General features: G+C 63.1%; 13 protein-coding genes. 5 read left to right on the top strand and 8 right to left on the bottom strand.

Features of this window, described 5'->3' with window-relative positions; all coding sequences use genetic code 11:
- Positions 1 to 91 precede the first annotated feature (91 nt).
- Entirely contained in the window at positions 92 to 1,321 is a 1,230-nt protein-coding gene (hemA, locus tag GSQ88_RS30070) for a 5-aminolevulinate synthase (protein WP_159011437.1), read from the bottom strand.
- Positions 1,322 to 1,562: 241 nt separating this feature from the next.
- On the opposite strand from hemA, the gene GSQ88_RS30065 reads away from it, so the two are divergent.
- Complete coding sequence (locus GSQ88_RS30065) at positions 1,563 to 2,882, top strand: 4Fe-4S dicluster domain-containing protein (RefSeq protein ID WP_246785107.1); 1,320 nt, start codon at positions 1,563 to 1,565, stop codon at positions 2,880 to 2,882.
- Positions 2,883 to 2,891: 9 nt separating this feature from the next.
- On the opposite strand, the gene feoB is transcribed toward GSQ88_RS30065, so the two are convergent.
- The 6 genes from feoB to GSQ88_RS30035 form a co-directional block, all read right to left on the bottom strand.
- Positions 2,892 to 4,775, bottom strand: a complete 1,884-nt coding sequence (feoB, locus tag GSQ88_RS30060; RefSeq protein WP_159011433.1) for a ferrous iron transporter B — start codon at positions 4,773 to 4,775, stop codon at positions 2,892 to 2,894.
- Between the two features lie 3 nt (positions 4,776 to 4,778).
- Positions 4,779 to 5,036, bottom strand: a complete 258-nt coding sequence (locus GSQ88_RS30055) for a FeoA family protein (protein ID WP_159011431.1) — start codon at positions 5,034 to 5,036, stop codon at positions 4,779 to 4,781.
- 239 nt (positions 5,037 to 5,275) lie between these two features.
- Positions 5,276 to 6,337, bottom strand: coding sequence for an MBL fold metallo-hydrolase (locus tag GSQ88_RS30050; RefSeq protein WP_159011430.1), 1,062 nt, complete (start codon positions 6,335 to 6,337; stop codon positions 5,276 to 5,278).
- A gap of 99 nt (positions 6,338 to 6,436) precedes the next feature.
- Complete coding sequence (locus GSQ88_RS30045; RefSeq protein WP_159011429.1) at positions 6,437 to 8,596, bottom strand: methyl-accepting chemotaxis protein; 2,160 nt, start codon at positions 8,594 to 8,596, stop codon at positions 6,437 to 6,439.
- A 192-nt stretch (positions 8,597 to 8,788) separates the two neighbouring features.
- Positions 8,789 to 9,496 carry an outer membrane protein gene (locus tag GSQ88_RS30040; RefSeq protein WP_159011428.1) on the bottom strand — a complete coding sequence of 236 codons (708 nt, stop codon included), beginning with the start codon at positions 9,494 to 9,496 and terminating at the stop codon, positions 8,789 to 8,791.
- Between the two features lie 251 nt (positions 9,497 to 9,747).
- Positions 9,748 to 10,380 carry a TetR/AcrR family transcriptional regulator gene (locus GSQ88_RS30035; protein WP_159011426.1) on the bottom strand — a complete coding sequence of 211 codons (633 nt, stop codon included), beginning with the start codon at positions 10,378 to 10,380 and terminating at the stop codon, positions 9,748 to 9,750.
- A gap of 132 nt (positions 10,381 to 10,512) precedes the next feature.
- Here GSQ88_RS30035 and GSQ88_RS30030 point away from each other — a divergent pair, with 132 nt between their 5' ends.
- From GSQ88_RS30030 to GSQ88_RS30020, 3 genes are read left to right on the top strand one after another with little or no spacing between them, the layout of a single operon-like run.
- Complete coding sequence (locus GSQ88_RS30030) at positions 10,513 to 11,736, top strand: HlyD family secretion protein (protein WP_246785105.1); 1,224 nt, start codon at positions 10,513 to 10,515, stop codon at positions 11,734 to 11,736.
- Complete coding sequence (locus GSQ88_RS30025) at positions 11,733 to 13,322, top strand: DHA2 family efflux MFS transporter permease subunit (RefSeq protein WP_159011424.1); 1,590 nt, start codon at positions 11,733 to 11,735, stop codon at positions 13,320 to 13,322. Before GSQ88_RS30030 ends, GSQ88_RS30025 begins: the two co-directional genes overlap by 4 nt.
- Entirely contained in the window at positions 13,322 to 14,872 is a 1,551-nt protein-coding gene (locus GSQ88_RS30020) for an efflux transporter outer membrane subunit (RefSeq protein ID WP_246785103.1), read from the top strand. The genes GSQ88_RS30025 and GSQ88_RS30020 overlap by 1 nt, the downstream gene beginning before the upstream one ends.
- Before the next feature lie 47 nt (positions 14,873 to 14,919).
- Here GSQ88_RS30020 and GSQ88_RS30015 read toward each other — a convergent pair whose 3' ends face one another.
- Positions 14,920 to 16,296: an aldehyde dehydrogenase family protein gene (locus GSQ88_RS30015; RefSeq protein WP_159011423.1), complete on the bottom strand. Its 1,377-nt coding sequence runs from the start codon at positions 16,294 to 16,296 to the stop codon at positions 14,920 to 14,922.
- Positions 16,297 to 16,398: 102 nt separating this feature from the next.
- Between GSQ88_RS30015 and GSQ88_RS30010 the strand changes: the two genes are divergently transcribed.
- The gene (locus tag GSQ88_RS30010) at positions 16,399 to 18,333 is read left to right on the top strand and encodes an FAD-binding monooxygenase (protein ID WP_159011421.1); all 1,935 of its coding nucleotides are present in this window, start codon (positions 16,399 to 16,401) and stop codon (positions 18,331 to 18,333) included.
- The last annotated feature ends 2 nt before the right edge of the window (positions 18,334 to 18,335 follow it).

Here is an 18,335-nt window from a genome sequence, read left to right as displayed (position 1 = left end):
ATTAGACCGGTAAAGCACGGTGCCCGGGCCCGCTTGGGGCCCGCCGCGATGTGGCGGTTAATGCCAGTGGGGTTAACGCTATTCGGCGGGATTATTCGGCGGCGAGCGATTTTTCACGCAGCGGCAGGCCGAGGCGCTCCCAGACCTGCAACAAGGCGTCGGCGAGCTGATCGATCAATCCGTCGTCGTGATAGGGCGATGGCGTGATCCGAAGCCGCTCGGTGCCCTTGGCGACCGTCGGGTAGTTGATCGGCTGGATGTAGATGCCGTGCTGCTCCAGCAAGAGGTCGCTGGCCTGCTTGCACAGCTCGGGATCGCCGACGAACAACGGTACGATGTGGGTGTCGCTGGACATCACCGGCAGGCCTGCGGCATTCAGGATCGCCTTGACCCGGGCGGCGCGGTCCTGGTGGCGTTCGCGCTCCCAGGAGGAGGTTTTCAGGTGCCGGATCGCGGCGGTGGCTGCCGAACAGATCGCCGGCGGCAGCGCGGTGGTGAAGATGAAGCCGGGCGCGTAGGAACGCACCGCATCGATGATATCGGCGGAGCCGGCGATATAGCCGCCGAGGCAACCGAACGCCTTGGCCAGCGTGCCCTCGAGGATATCGATCCGGTGCATGACGCCGTCGCGCTCGGCAATGCCGCCGCCGCGCGGGCCATACATGCCGACCGCGTGGACCTCGTCGACATAGGTCATGGCGCCATAGCGCTCGGCCAGATCGCAGATCCTGGCCAGCGGCGCGATGTCGCCGTCCATGGAATAAAGGCTTTCGCAGACGATCAGCTTGGGCCGGTCGGGACCGGCGGCGATCAGAAGTTCTTCCAGATGGGCCATGTCGCTGTGGCGGAACACCTGACGTTCGCAGCCGGCTTGCCGGATACCTTCGATCATCGAATTATGGTTGAGCGCATCCGACAGGATCAGGCAGTTCGGAATGAGCTTGGCAATGGTCGGAATGCCGGTCTGGTTCGACACATAGCCCGACGTGAACAGCAGCGAGGCTTGCTTGCCGTGCAGATCGGCCAGCTCCTGCTCGAGCTGCACCAGGGGATGGTGGGTACCGGCGATGTTGCGGGTTCCACCGGCGCCGGTGCCGACCCGCGTGGCGGTCTCGACCATGGCGCCGACCACCTTCGGATGTTGGCCCATGCCGAGATAGTCGTTGGAACACCAGATCACGACGTTGCGGGGACCTTGCGGGCAATGCCACACCGCATGCGGAAACCGTCCCGCGATCCGTTCGAGGTCGGCAAAAACCCGGTAACGCCGCTCATCATGCAGACGATTGAGGGCGGCGCTGAAGAATTTGCTGTAATCCATGGCGAAACCTGGAGACAAAATCTGGAACGGAACCTGGCCGATAGGCCTTGATGGATTTCCGTTTTAGAGCTTTTCCAGGTTTAATGTCGAGCCGGAATCGGATTTTTGACCGCCCGCTGGCGGGCGGCGGGGTTGCGAGGCCTGCACGTCGCATTTATGGCCCGATCGGCGTAGCCTATCGTCACGAGCGTAGCGTACGTTTTGCCGGGTGAATCGGGTCTAGGGACCGGAGTTGCAGCCGATGAGCGAGATCTCTTTCGAGACGGCGTTGGATAGCCGCGTGGACGACATGCTCGACGCCTGCACGCGCTGCGGCAAATGCGTCGAGGTCTGCCCCAGCGTCGCGCCGGCCGGGATCACGGATATGACCGCCGGCGACATCATCGGCGGCATCCTCGATATCGTGCGCACCGGCGAGGGGCCGGAGGCGTCGCGCCAATGGGCATCCGCCTGCATGCTCAGCGGCGAGTGTATCGAGGCCTGCGACTATGGCGTCAATCCGCGCTTTCTGCTGGCGATGGCGCGGGTCGCCCTCGCCAAAACCGATCATGAATTGCCGGAGCGCCGCCGCCAGGGCATCGCACGCTTCCGCGAAATAAGCCGCGACGTCACCATGCTGTCCCGCCTGCAACTCGATGACGAGATGCTGGAGCGGCTCGGCCAGAAGCCGGCGCCGGCCGCGACGCCAAGCGAGGCGCCGGACTTCGTGTTCTACACCGGCTGCAACGTGCTCAAGACCCCGCACATCGCGCTGCTCGCCCTCGACATCATGGATACGCTCGGCATTACCTATCAAGTGATGGGCGGACCGACCCATTGCTGCGGCGTCTCGCAACTGCGCACCGGCGATGTCGAGATGTCCGGCCGCATGGGCACCAGCACGATCGAGAAGCTGTCGCATTCGAAGTCCGGTCAGGTGATTTCCTGGTGTCCGAGTTGCTACGTCCAGTTCACCGAGACGACGATCCCGGCGATCGAGCGCCAGGGCGGCGCGCAACCCTTCGAGATGACGCCATTCCTGCGCTTTCTGCGCGGCCGGCTCACCGAGCTGGCGCCATTGCTGCGTCGGCCGGTCAAGATGCGGGTCGCGCTGCATCAGCATCCCGGCGTGCCGGGAACCATGGAAGCCGCCGCGGAAATCCTGCGGGCGATCCCGGGGATTGAACTGGTCGATTTGAACCAGCCCGCGGTCGGCCTGCAAAGCGTTAATCTCAACGTGTTGCCGGCCTACCGGCGCGAGTTGCAGCGCAATGAATTGCTGGCGGCATCGGAAGCCGGGATCGATGCGCTGGCCGTGGTCTATCATTCCGATTACCGCGAACTCTGCGCGCACGAGCGCGACTGGCCGTTCCGCATCGCCAATGTGCTGGAAATCGTCGGCGAGAGCATGGGGCTGCATCGCGACGACCGCTACAAACAGCTCAAGCTGATGCAGGATGCCGACCAGATCGTTGCCGAGTGCGGCGATCTGATTGCCCGGCATGCGCTTGACGCTGCCGCGGCCCGCAGCATCGTCGCCAAGGGTATGCTCGGCGATCAGCCTCTGCCGTTGAAATATTAAGCTCTGACTTCAGCCGAGGCCGAACGCGCGCGCGACGTTGTAGGTCAGCAAGGATGCGACATAGGCCAGCACCAGCATGTAGGCAAAGGTGACGGCCATCCATTTCCAGCTGCCGGTCTCGCGCCGGATCACCGCCAGGGTCGAGGCGCATTGCGGCGCGAAAATATACCAGGCCAGCAGCGAGAGCGCCGTGGCAATGCTCCAGTTCGCGGCGAGCACGTGTCCGATCTGTTCGGCGGCTTCGTCGCCGCCCTCGATGGCGTAGACCGTGCCGAGCGCCGCCACCGCGACTTCGCGCGCCGCCATGCCCGGAATAAGCGCCACCGCGATCTGCCAGTTGAAACCAAGCGGCGCCAGTAGCGGCTCGATCGCGCGCCCGATGATGGCAGCGAGGCTGTAATTGATGGCAGGGCCTTCCGCGCCGGCCGGAGGCAGCGGAAACGAGGCCAGGAACCAGATCAGCACCATCATCGAGAAGATCGTGGTGCCGGCGCGATGCAGGAACATCTTGGCGCGCATGTAGAGCCCGAGCGCGATGCTCTTGACGCGCGGCAGCTTGTAGTCCGGCAGTTCCATCATGAACGGCGAGGGTTCGTAGTCGCGCCACATCACGATCTTGGCGACGAACGATACCGCGAGCGCGCTGGCGATGCCGGCGGCATAGAGGCCGAACATCACGAGGCCTTGCAGGTTGATGCCGCCGAACAGGTCGCGGCGCGGAATGAACGCCGAAATGATCAGCGTATAGACAGGAATGCGCGCCGAGCAGGTCATCAGCGGCGCGATCAGGATCGTGGTCAGCCGGTCGCGTTTATTATCGATTACGCGGGCCGCCATGATGCCGGGAATAGCGCAGGCAAAACTCGACAACAGCGGAATGAAGGCACGGCCATGCAGCCCCGCGCCGCCCATGATGCGGTCCATCAGGAACGCCGCCCGCGCCATGTAGCCGAAATCCTCCAGCAGCAGGATGAATAGGAACAGGATCAGGATCTGCGGCAGGAAGACCACGACGCTGCCGACGCCGGAAATCACGCCGTTCTGCAGGAAGCTCTGCAGCAGGCCGTCGGGCAGCGTGGCATGAACGAGTTGTCCGAGCGCGGCGAAACTGTTGGTCAGCAAATCCATCGCCGGCTGTGCCCAACTGAACACCGCCTGGAACATTACGAACAGCACCGTCAACAGGATCAGCAATCCAGCCACCGGGTGCAGCACCACGGAATCGATTCGGTTCGTCGCGGTATCCGGCTTGGCCGGGGGCGTTACCGTCGCGGCAATGATGCGGTCGGCCTCCCGCTGCAAGGCGCGCAGCGCGGTTGGCGAGTGCGGCTGCCAAGTGTTTGTGGAGGTGTTGGGGGCAGCATCAGTCGGAATGAGCCCGTCGAGGTGGCGCAGCAGATCGGCGGTGCCGCCTTTGCGCACCGACACCGCCGTCACCACGGGAATACCGAGCTCTGACGACAGCCGGTCCAGATCGAACACGATGCCGCGGTGACGCGCGAGGTCGATCATGTTGAGCACCAGCAGCATCGGTCGGCCGACCTGCTTCAGCTCCAGCAGCAGCCGGAAACTAAGCCGCAGGTTGGTGGCGTCCGCAACGCAAACGATGCAGTCGGGAATTTTCTCGTCGGCGATTTCACCGAACACGACGTCACGCGTGATCTCTTCGTCGGGACTTCGTCCACGCAACGAATACGTCCCGGGCAGGTCGAGCACGGTCACCGCCCGCCCGCCCGGGGTCTGAATCATTCCGGATTTTCGCTCGACGGTGACGCCCGGATAGTTCGCGGCGCGCTGGCGGCTGCCGGTGAGCGCGTTGAACAACGAGGTCTTGCCGCTGTTCGGGGTGCCAACCAAAGCAAGGTTGAGCGACGTGATGGGCGGGGCAAGCATGGGTCAGGCCACCATGATGGCCATCGCCTCGCGGCGGCGGATGGCAACCGTCGCGTTGTCGACGCGAACGGCAATCGGATCCTTGCCGAACATCCCTTCGTGCAGGATTTCGACGCTGGCGCCCTCGACAAAGCCCATCTCGATCAGCCGGCTTTCGAGCTCGGCCGGCGGCAGAATCGAATCGCAATCCTCGGCGCGAATCGAATGAATTCGCCCCGCAAAACCTCGCTTCGCTTTTCCCAAGGACTGCAATTCGGTCACTGCAACTGGCTCACTGCAACTGGCTCATGACATCTGGTTCATCTGTCGCGCGCGGCGCGTCGGCACCTTGAAGCTTCCACTCATCCATAGGCCAAATGCGACGCCGACGGGGCCGAACCCGGTTCATTCAGCTTAGAATTGTTTTAAAAATCAGTCGGTTCGGCCGTACCCGCGCGCCGACGCGGTGCCGGCATCCACGGCGGCCCGCCGGAGCGGAATTGCGGTCGACCGGATCGCCGTCAGGTGGTCCGGAAACCCAGCACGCCATCGGTCACTTCGGAGGTCAGGCGTCCCTCGACCAGCATGTAGTTGACATGGGCGATCAGTTCGCCCGAGGCAAAACCCATCTGGTGGACGTCGAGCGGGTATTTGTTGAACACCACCGGCACCAGTTCGCGCGAGGTCTTCGAGGTCTCACGGCAGGCATCGGCGATCAGCCGGCAACGCTCCTCGTGATGATCGGCCAGTTGCTTGATCCGGGTCTTCAAACCGTAAAACGGCACGCCATGGCCGGGCAGCACGATGACGTCGTAGGGCAGGGTGGTGGTCAGGCTGGCCAGTGACGCCAGATATTCGCCGAGCGAGTTCTGGTCGGGTTCGACCGCCCAGACGCTGACATTGGGCGAAATCCTGCTCAGCACCTGGTCGGCCGACAGGAATAATTTGTCGGCGGCGCAATACAGCATCACCTGATCGAGCGCATGGCCGCCGCCGGTGATGACCTTGAATCGCCGTGTCCCGATCGAAATCTCGTCGCCATGCGAGATGCGACGATAGGACGGCGGCAGCACCGAAACCCGCTTGAGATATTCCTGGCCGCGGCCGAGCAATTTATCGGTCAGGTCCTCGTCCATGCCGTGGCGGCGGAAGAACAGCCGTTGCGCGTTCTTGCGCTCCTCGGTACCGCGGTTCTGGTGATAGACCGATTGCAGATACTCGACCTGCGACATGATGAGCGGGCAATCGAAGCGCTCGACGATCCATCCGGCGAGCCCGACATGGTCGGGATGCGAATGGGTGACGATCAGCTTGGTAACATGGACATGCGCCAGCGGACCTTCGAACAGCGCGGTCCAGGCCGCGATCGTTTCCTCGTTGCCGAAACCGGAATCCACCATCGCCCAGCCGTCGCCGTCGGCGAGCAGATAGATGTTCACATGGTTGAGGCGGAACGGCAGCTTGAGCCGAACCCACAGCACGCCGGGCATCACCTCGACCACCTCGGTGGGGCCGGGATGCTGCTCCCAAGGGTATCGCAGTGCCTCCGCTGAGGACTGAACCGTGTCTGTCTTCGAATGCATGCTACCGGCTTAGCGGCACACGCGGCGGGACGCCAGCCGAAAAAGCAAATGCGACCCCCGAAAAGGCCGCATGGCTATCCCTAGGCCGTCGTTCCGGGGTTATGCCGCCCGGATGTTGGACAGGAACATGTCGATTTCCGAACGCAGGATTTCGGCCTCGCGGCTCAGCGCGCTGGATGCGCTCAAGACTTCGTTGGCCGCCGATCCGGCCTCGGCGGAGGCGGTCGAGACGCCGACGATGTTGCTGGAGACTTCGCTGGTGCCGCCGGCGGCGTGCTGAATGTTGCGGGCGATCTCGCGCGTCGCGGCCCCCTGCTGTTCGACGGCGGAGGCGATTGCGGTGGTGACCTGGTTGATCTCGCCGATGGTGTTGCCGATGCTCCGGATGGCGCCGACGGCGGTTTCCGTCACCGACTGCATGCTGGCGATCTGGCTGCGGATTTCGTCGGTCGCCTTCGCGGTCTGGCTGGCGAGATTTTTGACCTCGGAGGCGACGACGGCAAAACCCCGGCCGGCATCGCCGGCGCGCGCGGCCTCGATGGTGGCGTTCAGCGCCAGCAAATTGGTCTGCGAGGCGATGGTCTGGATCAGGTCGATCACGACGCTGATACGCGCGGCGTTGTCGGCGAGGCCCTGCATGGTGGCATCGGTTGCGCCGGCCTCATCGACGGCCTTGCGGGCGATTTCTGCCGAGGTGACGACCTGGCGGCCGATTTCGGCGATCGACGACGACAATTGTTCCGTGCCGGCGGATACGGTCTGCACATTGACCGAGGTTTCCTCCGCGGCCGATGCCACCGCGTTGACCAGCGCGCTGGATTGATCGGCGGTTGCAGTCATCGATTCGGCGGTGACCTGCATCGAGTTGGCCGAGCCTTGCAGGCTGTCCAGCGCGGTGCGGACGGTGGCCTCGAACTCGACAATCCGGGCTTCCATGCGGGACGCGCGTTCGGCCTTCGCGGCGCGATCGCTGTCCTGGTCGGCGCTGATCGAGCGGGCCTCGATCATGCTTTCGCGAAAGATCTGCAGCGAGCTTGCCATCGACGCGATTTCGTCGTGCTGGTGGCTCTGATAGATTTCGGACTGCAGATCGCCATCGGACAAAAGCTGCATCGAGCGTTGCAGCGCGCGAATCCGGCGCAGGATGTTGCGGCCGACATAGAGCCAGACGAACAGCGCGGATCCGACCAGCGTGAGGGCGCCGAGCGCCAGCATCACCGTCGTGGCCAAGGAAATCTCCCGGCGCGCCTGCCAGGTCGATGCATCGGTTTCCTTCTGCACGCCGTCGACGAGCTGTTGCACGCTGATGCCGAGGCCGACATTGAGCTTGCCGGTTTCCTCGAGAATGACATCGCCGTAGTCGCTGGCGTCCAGTTCCTTCTGGCGAATCTTGAAGACGCCGGTCTTGCCTTCGCCCAGCACCAGCAATTTCTGCGCGGCGTCCCCGAGGCCCTTGTTCTCGTGATTTTTCGGCAGCAGATCGAAGTTCGATTTGAGGCGCGCCTTGGTGTCCTTGAATTCCTTTTCGATCGCTTCGAGCGTGTCGCTGTTGTTGGCCGATAGCGCGGCGTTCATCTCCGAGGCCGCCTGATGACCGCCGGCGATGACACTGCCGAGCTGGTCGACGGTCCTGGCTGCCTGCGTCGCATCATCCGCGGAAAGCTGCGCGGAGCCGAGCACGGCATTGATCTGGCTCTGGGCATCCATCATCGCGGGGCTGGCGGCGGCCACGAAGCCGACCTGGGCGCCGCGCAGGGCATTATATTGACGCTCATGCAGGGCTGCGATCTCCAGCCGTTCGCGGGCCGCGGAGCCGAGGCTCTTGATCGTGTCGTCGATATTCTTGACGGTTTCGCCGAGTGCGGCGACCACGGCCTTGTCGGCGCCGAGTTCGGTGATCTCGCCGAGCTTTCGAAGCGCGATCTGTTGGGTTTCCTTCATTTTTTTGGCGCGTTCGTCGAGCACGTCGGCGGTCCGCGCCGCCAATAATGCCGGGCCCTGGCTGGCGAGGCTGGCGCTTTGCGCGGCCAATTGCAGGCTGGCTGCAAGGCGTGGAATGTCGCGTCCGCTGAGATCGACCATCGCCTTGCCGAGTTGCCCGAGCACCAGGCCTGCGCCGGCGCTGATCACGATGGCCATGCCGGCGATCACGGCGAAGGCGGCAAACAGGCTGCCCCTGACGCCCCATTGCGGGCGCAAGAAGCCGAATTTCAGAAATTTGCGGATGGAGAATCGGGAAACCAAAGATCGGAAACTCATGCGTTCTGCCTCGCCCTGCCTTCACCCGTGCAGGGTGAAACTCGGGCGGCAGTATCCGGCTACGCAGTTAATAAAATAAGCAAATCGAGGCGGTTTGCGCAACTTTTATGCAGACCAGCTTCTCGCGGTCGTGCTCCAAAAACAAAAAGGCCGGCGCGAGGCCGGCCTTTCCGTCGATCAGATCAGAAGCGATCAGTAACGCGCGGCAACCGGGCCACCCCAGTTGAAGCGATAGTTGATGCCGCCCTTGACGGTGTGCTCGTCGTCGGTGATGCGGGTACCGAACGCGTTGCCGGCGGTCAGGAAGGTCGTGCTGCCGAAGTTGTAATACTGGTATTCGATCTTGGCGGACCAGTTCGGGGCGAACATGTATTCGAGGCCCGCACCGACGGTGTAACCATCATTGTTGCTGCCGCCGGTGAGGGCGACCGGCACGCCGGCCAGCGACGCGGTCAGGGTGTTGTTATCCTTCCACGCATAACCGCCCTTGGCGTAGAGCAAGGTCGGGCCGAACGAATAGCCGAGACGGCCGGTGACCGATCCGAGCTGATCGCTGTTGGAGTTGACGATCACACCACCCGGGAGCGTCACGCCGCCGTTGTTGTTGCCGGTCCAGCTGTACTGAACTTCAGCGCCGATCACCCAGTTGTTGCCGAACTGATAGTCCGCACCGCCCTGGATACCGCCGAGGAAACGGCTGTCGCCTTCCAGGCTGTTGCTGCCCGAGAACGCGCCACCGACGTGACCGCCAATGTAGAAGCCGGTCCAGTTGTAGATCGGCTGAATATAGGCCGGAGCCTTGGTGTAGGTGCGGGGAGCCGCGCCGAGATCGGCCGCGAGTGCAGGCACGGTCGCGCCGAGTGCGAGCACGGCCACAGTAGCGAGTAGAGTCTTCTTCATTTGTAATTCTCCAGACGAATTATTTTTTTAAGAGTTGGCCGTGTCATCGGCTCGTTCCATGGCGCGCACTTAGACACGTTTTGAATAAAAAGCTGTCACCGATAGGTCACACCGAGAGAGAACCCAACACATTGGAACCACAACAAATTCTCGTGATTAATGAAACCTTAATGAAAGCTAAATGACGCCTCAATTGGTGACCTTGCCGATGAATTACGCGAGGCTTGCTGAGATTTTGAACGATCGTTTCGTCAGACGCCGAAATGCGACATGAACATTTCAACGGCGGCCCGAACGTGCTCGCTCATCTCGGTGGAACTCAGAGGCGCCGGCGGCTGACCGATCAGGCAGTGCAGATGATAATGAGAGATCACGGCTCCCAGAAACAGTTTTGCGGCTTGATGAGGGTTCGGACAGCGAAGCTGTCCGCGCTGCGTGGCCGATCGCAAATAGACCGTGAGCCGCCTCAGCGTCGCACCCGGGCCCTGGTCGTAAAAAATGCGGGCCAGATCCGGCGCGCGTCGCGCGTCGGCAAGAACGACATTAAATAGAGACGGCGCCTCGCCCTTCATCATCAGATTCATCAGGCTCATGCCGAGCTCCAATAGAGCGGTCTCCGGTGGCTCGTCCCGTGCCAGCGCGCTTTGAGGGCCAGCTACCGTCACCGCTCTCGCGTTGATCAATTCCGCGAACAGCGCTTCCTTGCTGGCGAAGTGGCGATAGAGCGTCTCCTTCGATGCTTCAGCCTCCAGCGCGATCATCTGCATCGTCGTCTCGGCGAAGCCATGCTTCAGAAACAGGCGCTCGGCGATCTCGGCGAGTTCCGTTCGCCGCGCTTCACCCCGTGGAACCTTGCGTGCGGTTTTGACTTTCACGTTTGTCATTCGTCGTTCGTGTTGAACTGGTTTGCACTTGTTGACTCAGGTATAGCCCACATTATAAACCGTACCAATGAGTTCGGTTAAGTTTCCGGCCCCTTGCCGGCTCCGGCAACAATATTCACGGACCGGGATGCGATGACCGACACCGTTACCGACGATAAGCATGACGCCGCAGCCCAGGGTGAGGTCACCCCGGCGCCTGCCAAGAAACCGTCGAAGGATCCGTCCAAGGATTCGTCAATGGACGCGGGCGACAAGGCGAAGCCGGCGGACGCCAACGCCAAAGAGGACGCGAGCAATGCGGCGGACGAGGCGACGCGCAAAAAGCGCCGGCCCCTGATTGCCGTGATCGGCATCGTGGTCGTGGTGTTGCTGATCGCAGCCGGTCTCTATTACTGGATCGAAAACCGCAATCTCGAAAGCACCGACGACGCCTACACCGACGGGCGCGCGATCACGATCTCGGCGCAGGTCGCGGGTACCGTGGTTTCGCTTGACGTCACCGACAATCAGTTCGTCAAGAAGGATCAGGTGCTGATCCATATCGATCCGCGACAATACATCAACGACCGAGAGCAGCAGGAGGGGGCGCTTTCGACCGCAAAGGCGCAGTTTTCCGGCCAGCAACTCGGCGCGGAAATCGGGCGCAAGAATTTTCCGGCGCAACTCGCGCAGGCGCAGGCGCAGCTTGCCAACGCGCAAGCCAATCTCGCCAAGGCGCAGGCCGATTTCGATCGCCAGAAGAGCCTGCCCAAGCTTGCGACGTCGCAGCAGGATGTCGACGCAGCCACCGCCTCGATGAAACAGGCGGAGGCTCAGGTGGCGCTGGCGCAGGCGCAGGTCACGCAGAATTCGCCGGTGACGCAGTTGATCGGACAGACCGATGCGCAGGTCGGGCAGTTGAAGGGCCAGGTCGAGCAGGCCCAGGGCAGGCTCGATCAGTCCAACCTCAATTTGTCGTGGACGCAGGTCAAGGCGCCGCAGGATGGCTGGATCACCAAGCGCAATGTGGAGGCCGGCAATTACATCACCGCGGGCCAGCAGATCTTTTCGATCGTCGCGCCCGAAGTCTGGATCACCGCCAACTTCAAGGAAAGCCAGCTCGCCGACATGCGCAAGGGGCAGCCGGTGCGGATCAAGGTCGACGCCTACCCAAATCTCGACCTGCGTGGCCATGTCGACAGCATTCAACTCGGATCGGGCTCCAAGTTCACCGCCTTTCCGCCGGAAAATGCCACCGGTAATTTCGTCAAGGTGGTGCAGCGCGTGCCGGTCAAGATCGTGATCGACAGCGGTCTCGATCCGAATATCCCGTTGCCGCTCGGCATCTCGGTCGATCCGTCGGTAACCGTCAGATGAGCGCGGTCGACGCCACGGCCTCGGCGCCGGCGGCTGCCTGGAAGCCTGCTTATAATCCCTGGCTGATCGCGGTGTCGGTGACGCTGGCGGCCTTCATGGAAATCCTCGACACCACGATCGTCAACGTGGCGCTGCCGCATATCGCCGGCAGTCTTTCCGCCAGCAACGACGAGGCGACCTGGGCGCTCACGTCATATCTGGTCGCCAACGGCATCGTGCTGACGATCTCGGGATGGCTCAGCGACGTGTTCGGCCGCAAGCGCTATTTCATCATCTGCATCGCGATGTTCACGGTGTGCTCGTTCCTCTGCGGCAGCGCGACCAGCCTGACGCAGATCATCATCTACCGGCTGGCGCAGGGCTTTTTCGGCGGCGGATTGCAGCCCAACCAGCAATCCATCATTCTCGATACCTTCCCCCCGGCGAGGCGCAGCGCGGCGTTCGGCGTCACGGCGATCGCGACCATCGTCGCACCGGTACTGGGGCCGACCCTCGGCGGCTACATCACCGACCAGGCGAGCTGGCGCTGGATTTTCTTTCTCAACATCCCGGTCGGCATGGTCGCGGTGCTGTTGGTTTCTATCCTGGTCGAGGATCCGCCCTGGGTGAAGAACAAGCGCAGCCGCGGCATCGATTATATCGGCCTGTCGCTGATTACGCTCGGGCTCGGCGCCTTGCAGATCATGATGGACCGCGGCGAGGATGACGGATGGTTCGAGTCCGGATTCATCTGGCTGATGGCGGTGATCGCCTTTCTCGGCATCCTCGGCGCGATCGGATGGCTGCTGACCGCCAAGAGGCCGATCGTCAATCTGGAAGTCTTCAAGGATCGCAATTTCGCGACCGGCTGCATCCTGATTGGCGCGATGGGCGCGATCCTTTACGCCAGCGCGGTCATCATTCCGCAATTCGCCCAGCAGACCCTGAATTACACCGCGACATGGGCGGGGCTGATATTATCGCCCGGAGGTGTCGCCGTCATCATCATCATTCCGATCGTCGGCCGCTTGATGACCGTGGTGCAGACCCGTTTCGTGATCGCGATCGGGTTCACCATCATGGGGCTGGCGCTGCTGTTTTCCAGTACGATCACGCCGGGTATCGATTTCAGGACGCTGGTGCTGATGCGGACGGCGCAGACCGCCGGCCTCGGCTTCCTGTTTGTTCCGATCAGCACGGTCGCCTATTTGACCTTGCCGCGGCGTCTCAATGGTGACGGGGCGGCGCTGTTCTCGATGTTCCGCAACGTGTTCGGGTCGATCGGCATTTCGTTATCCACCGCGCAGATCACGCAACGCTCGCAGGTCCACCAGACCTATCTGTCGCAATGGGCGAGCCCGTTCCATCAGCCGTACCAGACGCTGATCGCGGGCTATGAGCGCACGTTGCGTTCGCTGGGACGGGTCGGGGCGCAGGCACACGACGTTGCCGTCGGACAGGTCTACCAGTCGTTCCGGACCCAGGTGACGGTGCTGGCCTATGCCGACGTCTTCTACTTTTGCGCTATCGTCGCCTTTATCGTGGTGCCATTCTGTTTCCTGATATCGCCCAAGACCGGCGGCGGCGGGCCCGGCGGAGCGCATTGATGAATTTCCGAGTGATGAACACGCGCGCGCTGCGGAATCTACTGGCTGCGATCGGAACCTCCGGCCTGATGGTGGGCTGCGCGGTCGGCCCCAATTTCGTGCAGCCCGATTCTAACCTTCCGGAGGTCTCGTTCCACGGCGACAACGGCAAGGTTGTTGCCGATGCGCGCTTGCCGGCGCCGACCGATCCGATGTGGTGGCGGGTGTTTCGCGATCCAGTGCTGACCAACCTCGAGCAGCAGGTCGCTGCCGCCAATCTCGACGTCCGCACCGCGACGGTGCGGTTGGCCGAGAGCCGATACCAGCGCGGCGTCGCCGCCGCCGCGCAGTTCCCGTCGCTCAATGGCGATGCCAAGTACACCCGCGAGCTTTACAGCGCGAACGGTATCGTTGGCCTGATTGCTCCTTTGGCCGGTCCTGGCTTCAGCATCGGCGCGATCAACGACTACAACACCGGCTTCGACGCCTCCTGGGAACTCGACCTCTGGGGCAAGGTCCGCCGCCAGGTCGAAGCCGCCGACGCCAGTGTCGACCAGGCCGCCGACCAACGCCGCGACGCGCTGGTATCGAGCCTGGCCGAACTCGCCAGGGATTATGTGCAATTGCGCGGCGTGCAGACCCAGATCCGGATCGCCAACGACAATCTCAAGGTCGAACGCGATATCCTGACGCTGGCCCAGCAGCGCCAGCAGCGCGGCGTGCAGAATGGCCTCGATGTCGAGAACGCCGCAGCCCAAGTCGAATCGGTGCGGGCGCAGATCCCGCAATTGCAACAGCAGGAATCCGAATATGTCAACGCACTCAGCTTCCTGCTGGACCAGTCGCCCGGCGCCTTGCGCGGAGTAGTGGGGTCGCAATCGCTGCTCCGTACAGGTCCGCCCCGTATTCCGCTCGGCATTCCCTCCGAACTGGCACGCCGCCGCCCGGACATCCGCGCCGCGGAAGACCAGTTGCACGCGGCAACCGCGAATATCGGCGTCGCGGTCGGCGACTTTTATCCGAGCGTGCAATTGAACGGCACCGTCGGCTTCGACGCCCTCGACGTCAGCAATCTCTACAAGCCGAACTCGCTGCAGTATAATTTCGGGCCGAGCGTTTCGCTGCCGATCTTCCAGGGCGGCCGGCTGCGCAGTACGCTTCAGCTGCGTGGCGCGCAGCAGGAGGAGGCAGGCATCGCCTACCGCAAGACCGTGCTGCAAGCCTGGCATGACGTCGTCAACGCGCTGGTGGCGCACCGGCTGGAAATGACCCGCCGCGCCCGGTTGCGGTCGGAAAGCGATCACGCCCGCGCCGCGCTCGATCTCGCCCGCGCCCGCTACAATGACGGGGTTTCGGAATTCCTGCCGGTGCTGGACGCCGAACGGACCTTGCTGCAGGCCGATCAGCAATACGCCACCAGCACGACGAATGTCGCGCTCGACCTCGTGCAACTGTTCAAGGCGCTGGGCGGCGGCTGGGAAACCAGTTTCCCCGACGTGCCGTCGGAGACCGCGGCCGTGCCGGTGCCGCCCATGGTCGACGCGGCGTTCATCCTTCCGCATCCGCAATAGCGGCGCGCAAGAGCGCCGGCTTGCCCGCTTAGGAAAACGGCTGCGCGCTACATCCGGAACACGATCATCTTCTCCTCGGTCATCTCGCGCATCGTATCAGGGATGCCGCCCACGCCGTAGCCGGACTGGCGCCGTCCGGCGAACGGCATCCAATCGGTGCGGAAGGCGGTATGGTCGTTGACCATTACCGCCGAGGCCGCCAGGCGCTCGGCCGCGGTAAACGCGGTGCGGAGATCCTCGGTGAAGATGCTGGCCTGGAACGAGAAGGGAAGCGCATTGGCAGCGGTGATAGCGTCGTCCAGCTGCGTGTACGGATAGACGCAGGTCACCGGTCCGAACACTTCGAGTGTCGAAACCTTGGCATCGCGCGCCGGATTGACCAGGATCGCCGGCCGCAGCGCCGTGTTGCTCAAACGTCCGCCGCCGATGAGGCGGGTGCCTCCGGCGACCGCCTCATCGATCCAGCTCGAAACCCGGTCGGCTTCGTGCGGCGTGATCAGCGGGCCGACTTCGGTCTCCGCCAGCACAGGATCACCGACCTTGAGGGCCGCGACGCGGGCGGCGAAGCCATCGAGCAACGGCCCGAGAAGATCGGCATGAACGAAGATGCGCTGCACCGATACGCAGACTTGGCCGGCGTGGTAGTAGCCGCCTTTCGCTAGGGGTTCGATGAGCCGGCCAAGATCGGCACTGCGGTCGATGATGACGGGGGCTGCACCGCCATGTTCGAGCGCGCAGCGCGTTCCAGGCGGCAGCTTGGAGCGCAGCAGCCACCCAACCTTGGCCGAGCCGATGAAGCTGAGGAAGGCGATCCGCGGATCGGTCACCAGCGCCTCGGCAAGTTGGTTGGTTTCCGGGAGGAAACTCTGGCACCACGGCTCCGGCAGCCCGGCCTCATGCAACAGACCGACCAATTCGAGGCAGGAGAGCGGCGTGGTCAGCGCCGGCTTGATGATCACGGGACAGCCGACCGCGACCGCCGGCACGACCTGGTGGACGATCAGATTGAGCGGGTGGTTGAAGGCGGAGATCGCCGCAACAACCCCGATCGGCTCCAGGATGGTGAAGGCGTGCCGATTATCGGCCGCCGGCGTCAATCCCATCGGAATTTCGCGCCCCGCGCGGACGCGCAGTTCATCGATGGCGCACCCGACGCCGTCGATGGCGCGATCCACTTCGATCAGCGCATCGGTCAAAGGCTTGCCGCCCTCGCGCGCTATCTGACGGCCGAGATGTGCGCGCTTGCCTGCCATCAGCCCGGCCAGCTTGCGAAGGATATCGATCCTCTGATGCGGCTTGAGCCACGCGCCGCGATCGGCGAACACCCGCCGGGCGGCCTCGATCTTGCGTTCGAGGGCGGCTGCGTCGTCACCCTTGAGCTGCGCGATCGGCGCCCGGTCGAATGCCTGAACGATCTCGATCATGATTGTCCTCCACCCTTTGCTGCATGGTATGCTCAGGTCGAAGTATGCTTGGGTAAAGACTTGGGCAACCCCAAGCGGTGCGATCGAAGCTCAGGAGGCCTCGTGCAATTTCATCTCAACGGATTCGAACCCGGGGACCCCACGATTGCGGATCCGGCCAGGCGGGATGCCGGATCGGGCGCTTCCGGTCCGCTGCCGCAAGAAGTCGACGTCCTCATCATCGGCTGCGGGCCCGCGGGTTTGACACTGGCGGCGCAATTGGCCGCCTTTCCCGACATCAAGACCTGCATCGTCGAGCAGAAACCGGGACCGCTGCTCCGCGGCCAGGCCGACGGCGTTGCCTGCCGCACCATGGAGATGTTCGAGGCCTTTGGCTTCAGCGAGCGGGTGCTGAAGGAAGCCTGCTGGATCAACGAAACGACGTTCTGGAAGCCGGACGACAGGGTGCGCGAGAACATCGTCCGCAGCGGACGCGTGCAGGATACCGAAGACGGATTGTCGGAATTTCCGCATGTCGTGCTGAACCAGGCGCGGGTGCATGATTTCTACCTCGACATCATGCGCAAATCCCCCGCCGCGCTGGAGCCTTATTACGGGCGGCGCCTGCTCGATCTCGAGGTCGATGCGACCTTGTCCGGCGACGACGTCAATCCGCACGCGGTGACCGTCAGGGTCGAGCGCGTCGATGCCGCGCACGAAGGGCAGATCGAGACCATCAAGGCACGTTACGTGGTCGGCTGCGACGGTGCGCGCAGCGTTGTGCGCAAGTCGATCGGGCGTGCGCTCCACGGCGATTCCGCCAATCGCGCCTGGGGCGTGATGGACGTTCTGGCGGTGACGGATTTTCCCGACGTTCGATTCAAGACGTTGATCCAGTCAGCCAAGGACGGCAGCATGCTCATCATCCCGCGCGAGGGAGGTTATCTGTTTCGCCTGTATATCGAGATCGACAAGCTCGATGCCGGCGAACGCGTCTCCAATCGCAACATCACCTCCGACGACCTGATCGCGGCGGCGCGGCGGATCTTCAATCCTTACAAACTCGATGTGAAGCAGGTGCCCTGGTGGTCGGTCTACGAGATCGGCCAGCGGCTGTGCGACAAGTTCGACGACGTCTCGGCGGACAATCCAGCGCGCCTGCCCCGCGTGTTCATCGCCGGCGACGCCTGCCACACCCACAGCCCGAAAGCCGGGCAGGGCATGAACGTCTCGATGCAGGACGGCTTCAATCTGGGGTGGAAGCTCGCTTCTGTTTTGCGCAAGCGAAGCCCATCGGCGCTGCTGCATACCTATTCGGCGGAACGTCAGGCCATCGCCAAGGAATTGATCGACTTCGATCGCGAATGGGCCGAAGTGCTCAGCTCGGCCGCGAAATCCTCGGCGACGGCAGATGGCAACGGGTTCGATCCGGCTGCGACGCAAAGCTATTTCGTCCGGCACGGCCGCTACACCGCGGGAACGGCGGCGCAATACCAGCCCTCGATCCTGACCGGCGACGCCACTTATCAGCATCTGGCCGCGGGCCTCACGATCGGCATGCGGCTGCATTCGGCGCCGGTGATCCGCGTCGCCGACGCCAAGCCGATCCACCTCGGTCATACGGTGAAGGCAGACGGCCGCTGGCGCATCTTCGCCTTTGGTGGCGCGGAAGATCCGGCCGCGCCGCATTCCGGTATTGGCCGGCTGTGCCACTTTCTTGCCGACGCACCTCAGTCACCGGTTCGAAAATTTACCCCGGCAGGGGAGGATATCGATTCGGTGATCGATGTGCGCGCGATCTTTCAGCAGAGCCATCACGATCTCGCCGTCGAGACCATGCCGGGCTTCCTGCTGCCGGCGAAGGGACGCTTCGGACTTCGCGACTACGAAAAGATTTTTAGCGCCGACCGACGGAGCGGCGACATCTTCAGCACGCGCGGCATCGATCGCGAACGTGGCTGCATGGTGGTGGTGCGGCCCGATCAATATGTCGCGCATGTCCTCCCGCTCGACGGCTTTGAGCAACTCGCTGCCTTCTTTAACGGTTTCATGATGTAGGC

This window comes from Bradyrhizobium sp. S69 (genome assembly GCF_009766005.1).
Classification (GTDB): Bacteria; Pseudomonadota; Alphaproteobacteria; order Rhizobiales; family Xanthobacteraceae; genus Bradyrhizobium.
Note: the sequence above shows the minus strand (reverse complement) of the source record. Positions and strands in the feature narration are given on the sequence as shown.

Bases quoted from the DNA above. Each gene is read 5' to 3' on its own strand.
- hemA (WP_159011437.1), bottom strand. From the start codon at position 1,321: ATGGATTACAGCAAATTCTTCAGCGCCGCCCTCAATCGTCTGCATGAT.
- feoB (WP_159011433.1), bottom strand. From the start codon at position 4,775: ATGCTTGCCCCGCCCATCACGTCGCTCAACCTTGCTTTGGTTGGCACC.
- GSQ88_RS30030 (WP_246785105.1), top strand. From the start codon at position 10,513: ATGACCGACACCGTTACCGACGATAAGCATGACGCCGCAGCCCAGGGT.
- GSQ88_RS30035 (WP_159011426.1), bottom strand. From the start codon at position 10,380: ATGACAAACGTGAAAGTCAAAACCGCACGCAAGGTTCCACGGGGTGAA.
- GSQ88_RS30015 (WP_159011423.1), bottom strand. From the start codon at position 16,296: ATGATCGAGATCGTTCAGGCATTCGACCGGGCGCCGATCGCGCAGCTC.
- GSQ88_RS30020 (WP_246785103.1), top strand. From the start codon at position 13,322: ATGAATTTCCGAGTGATGAACACGCGCGCGCTGCGGAATCTACTGGCT.
- GSQ88_RS30025 (WP_159011424.1), top strand. From the start codon at position 11,733: ATGAGCGCGGTCGACGCCACGGCCTCGGCGCCGGCGGCTGCCTGGAAG.
- GSQ88_RS30050 (WP_159011430.1), bottom strand. From the start codon at position 6,337: ATGCATTCGAAGACAGACACGGTTCAGTCCTCAGCGGAGGCACTGCGA.
- GSQ88_RS30065 (WP_246785107.1), top strand. From the start codon at position 1,563: ATGAGCGAGATCTCTTTCGAGACGGCGTTGGATAGCCGCGTGGACGAC.
- GSQ88_RS30040 (WP_159011428.1), bottom strand. From the start codon at position 9,496: ATGAAGAAGACTCTACTCGCTACTGTGGCCGTGCTCGCACTCGGCGCG.
- GSQ88_RS30045 (WP_159011429.1), bottom strand. From the start codon at position 8,596: ATGAGTTTCCGATCTTTGGTTTCCCGATTCTCCATCCGCAAATTTCTG.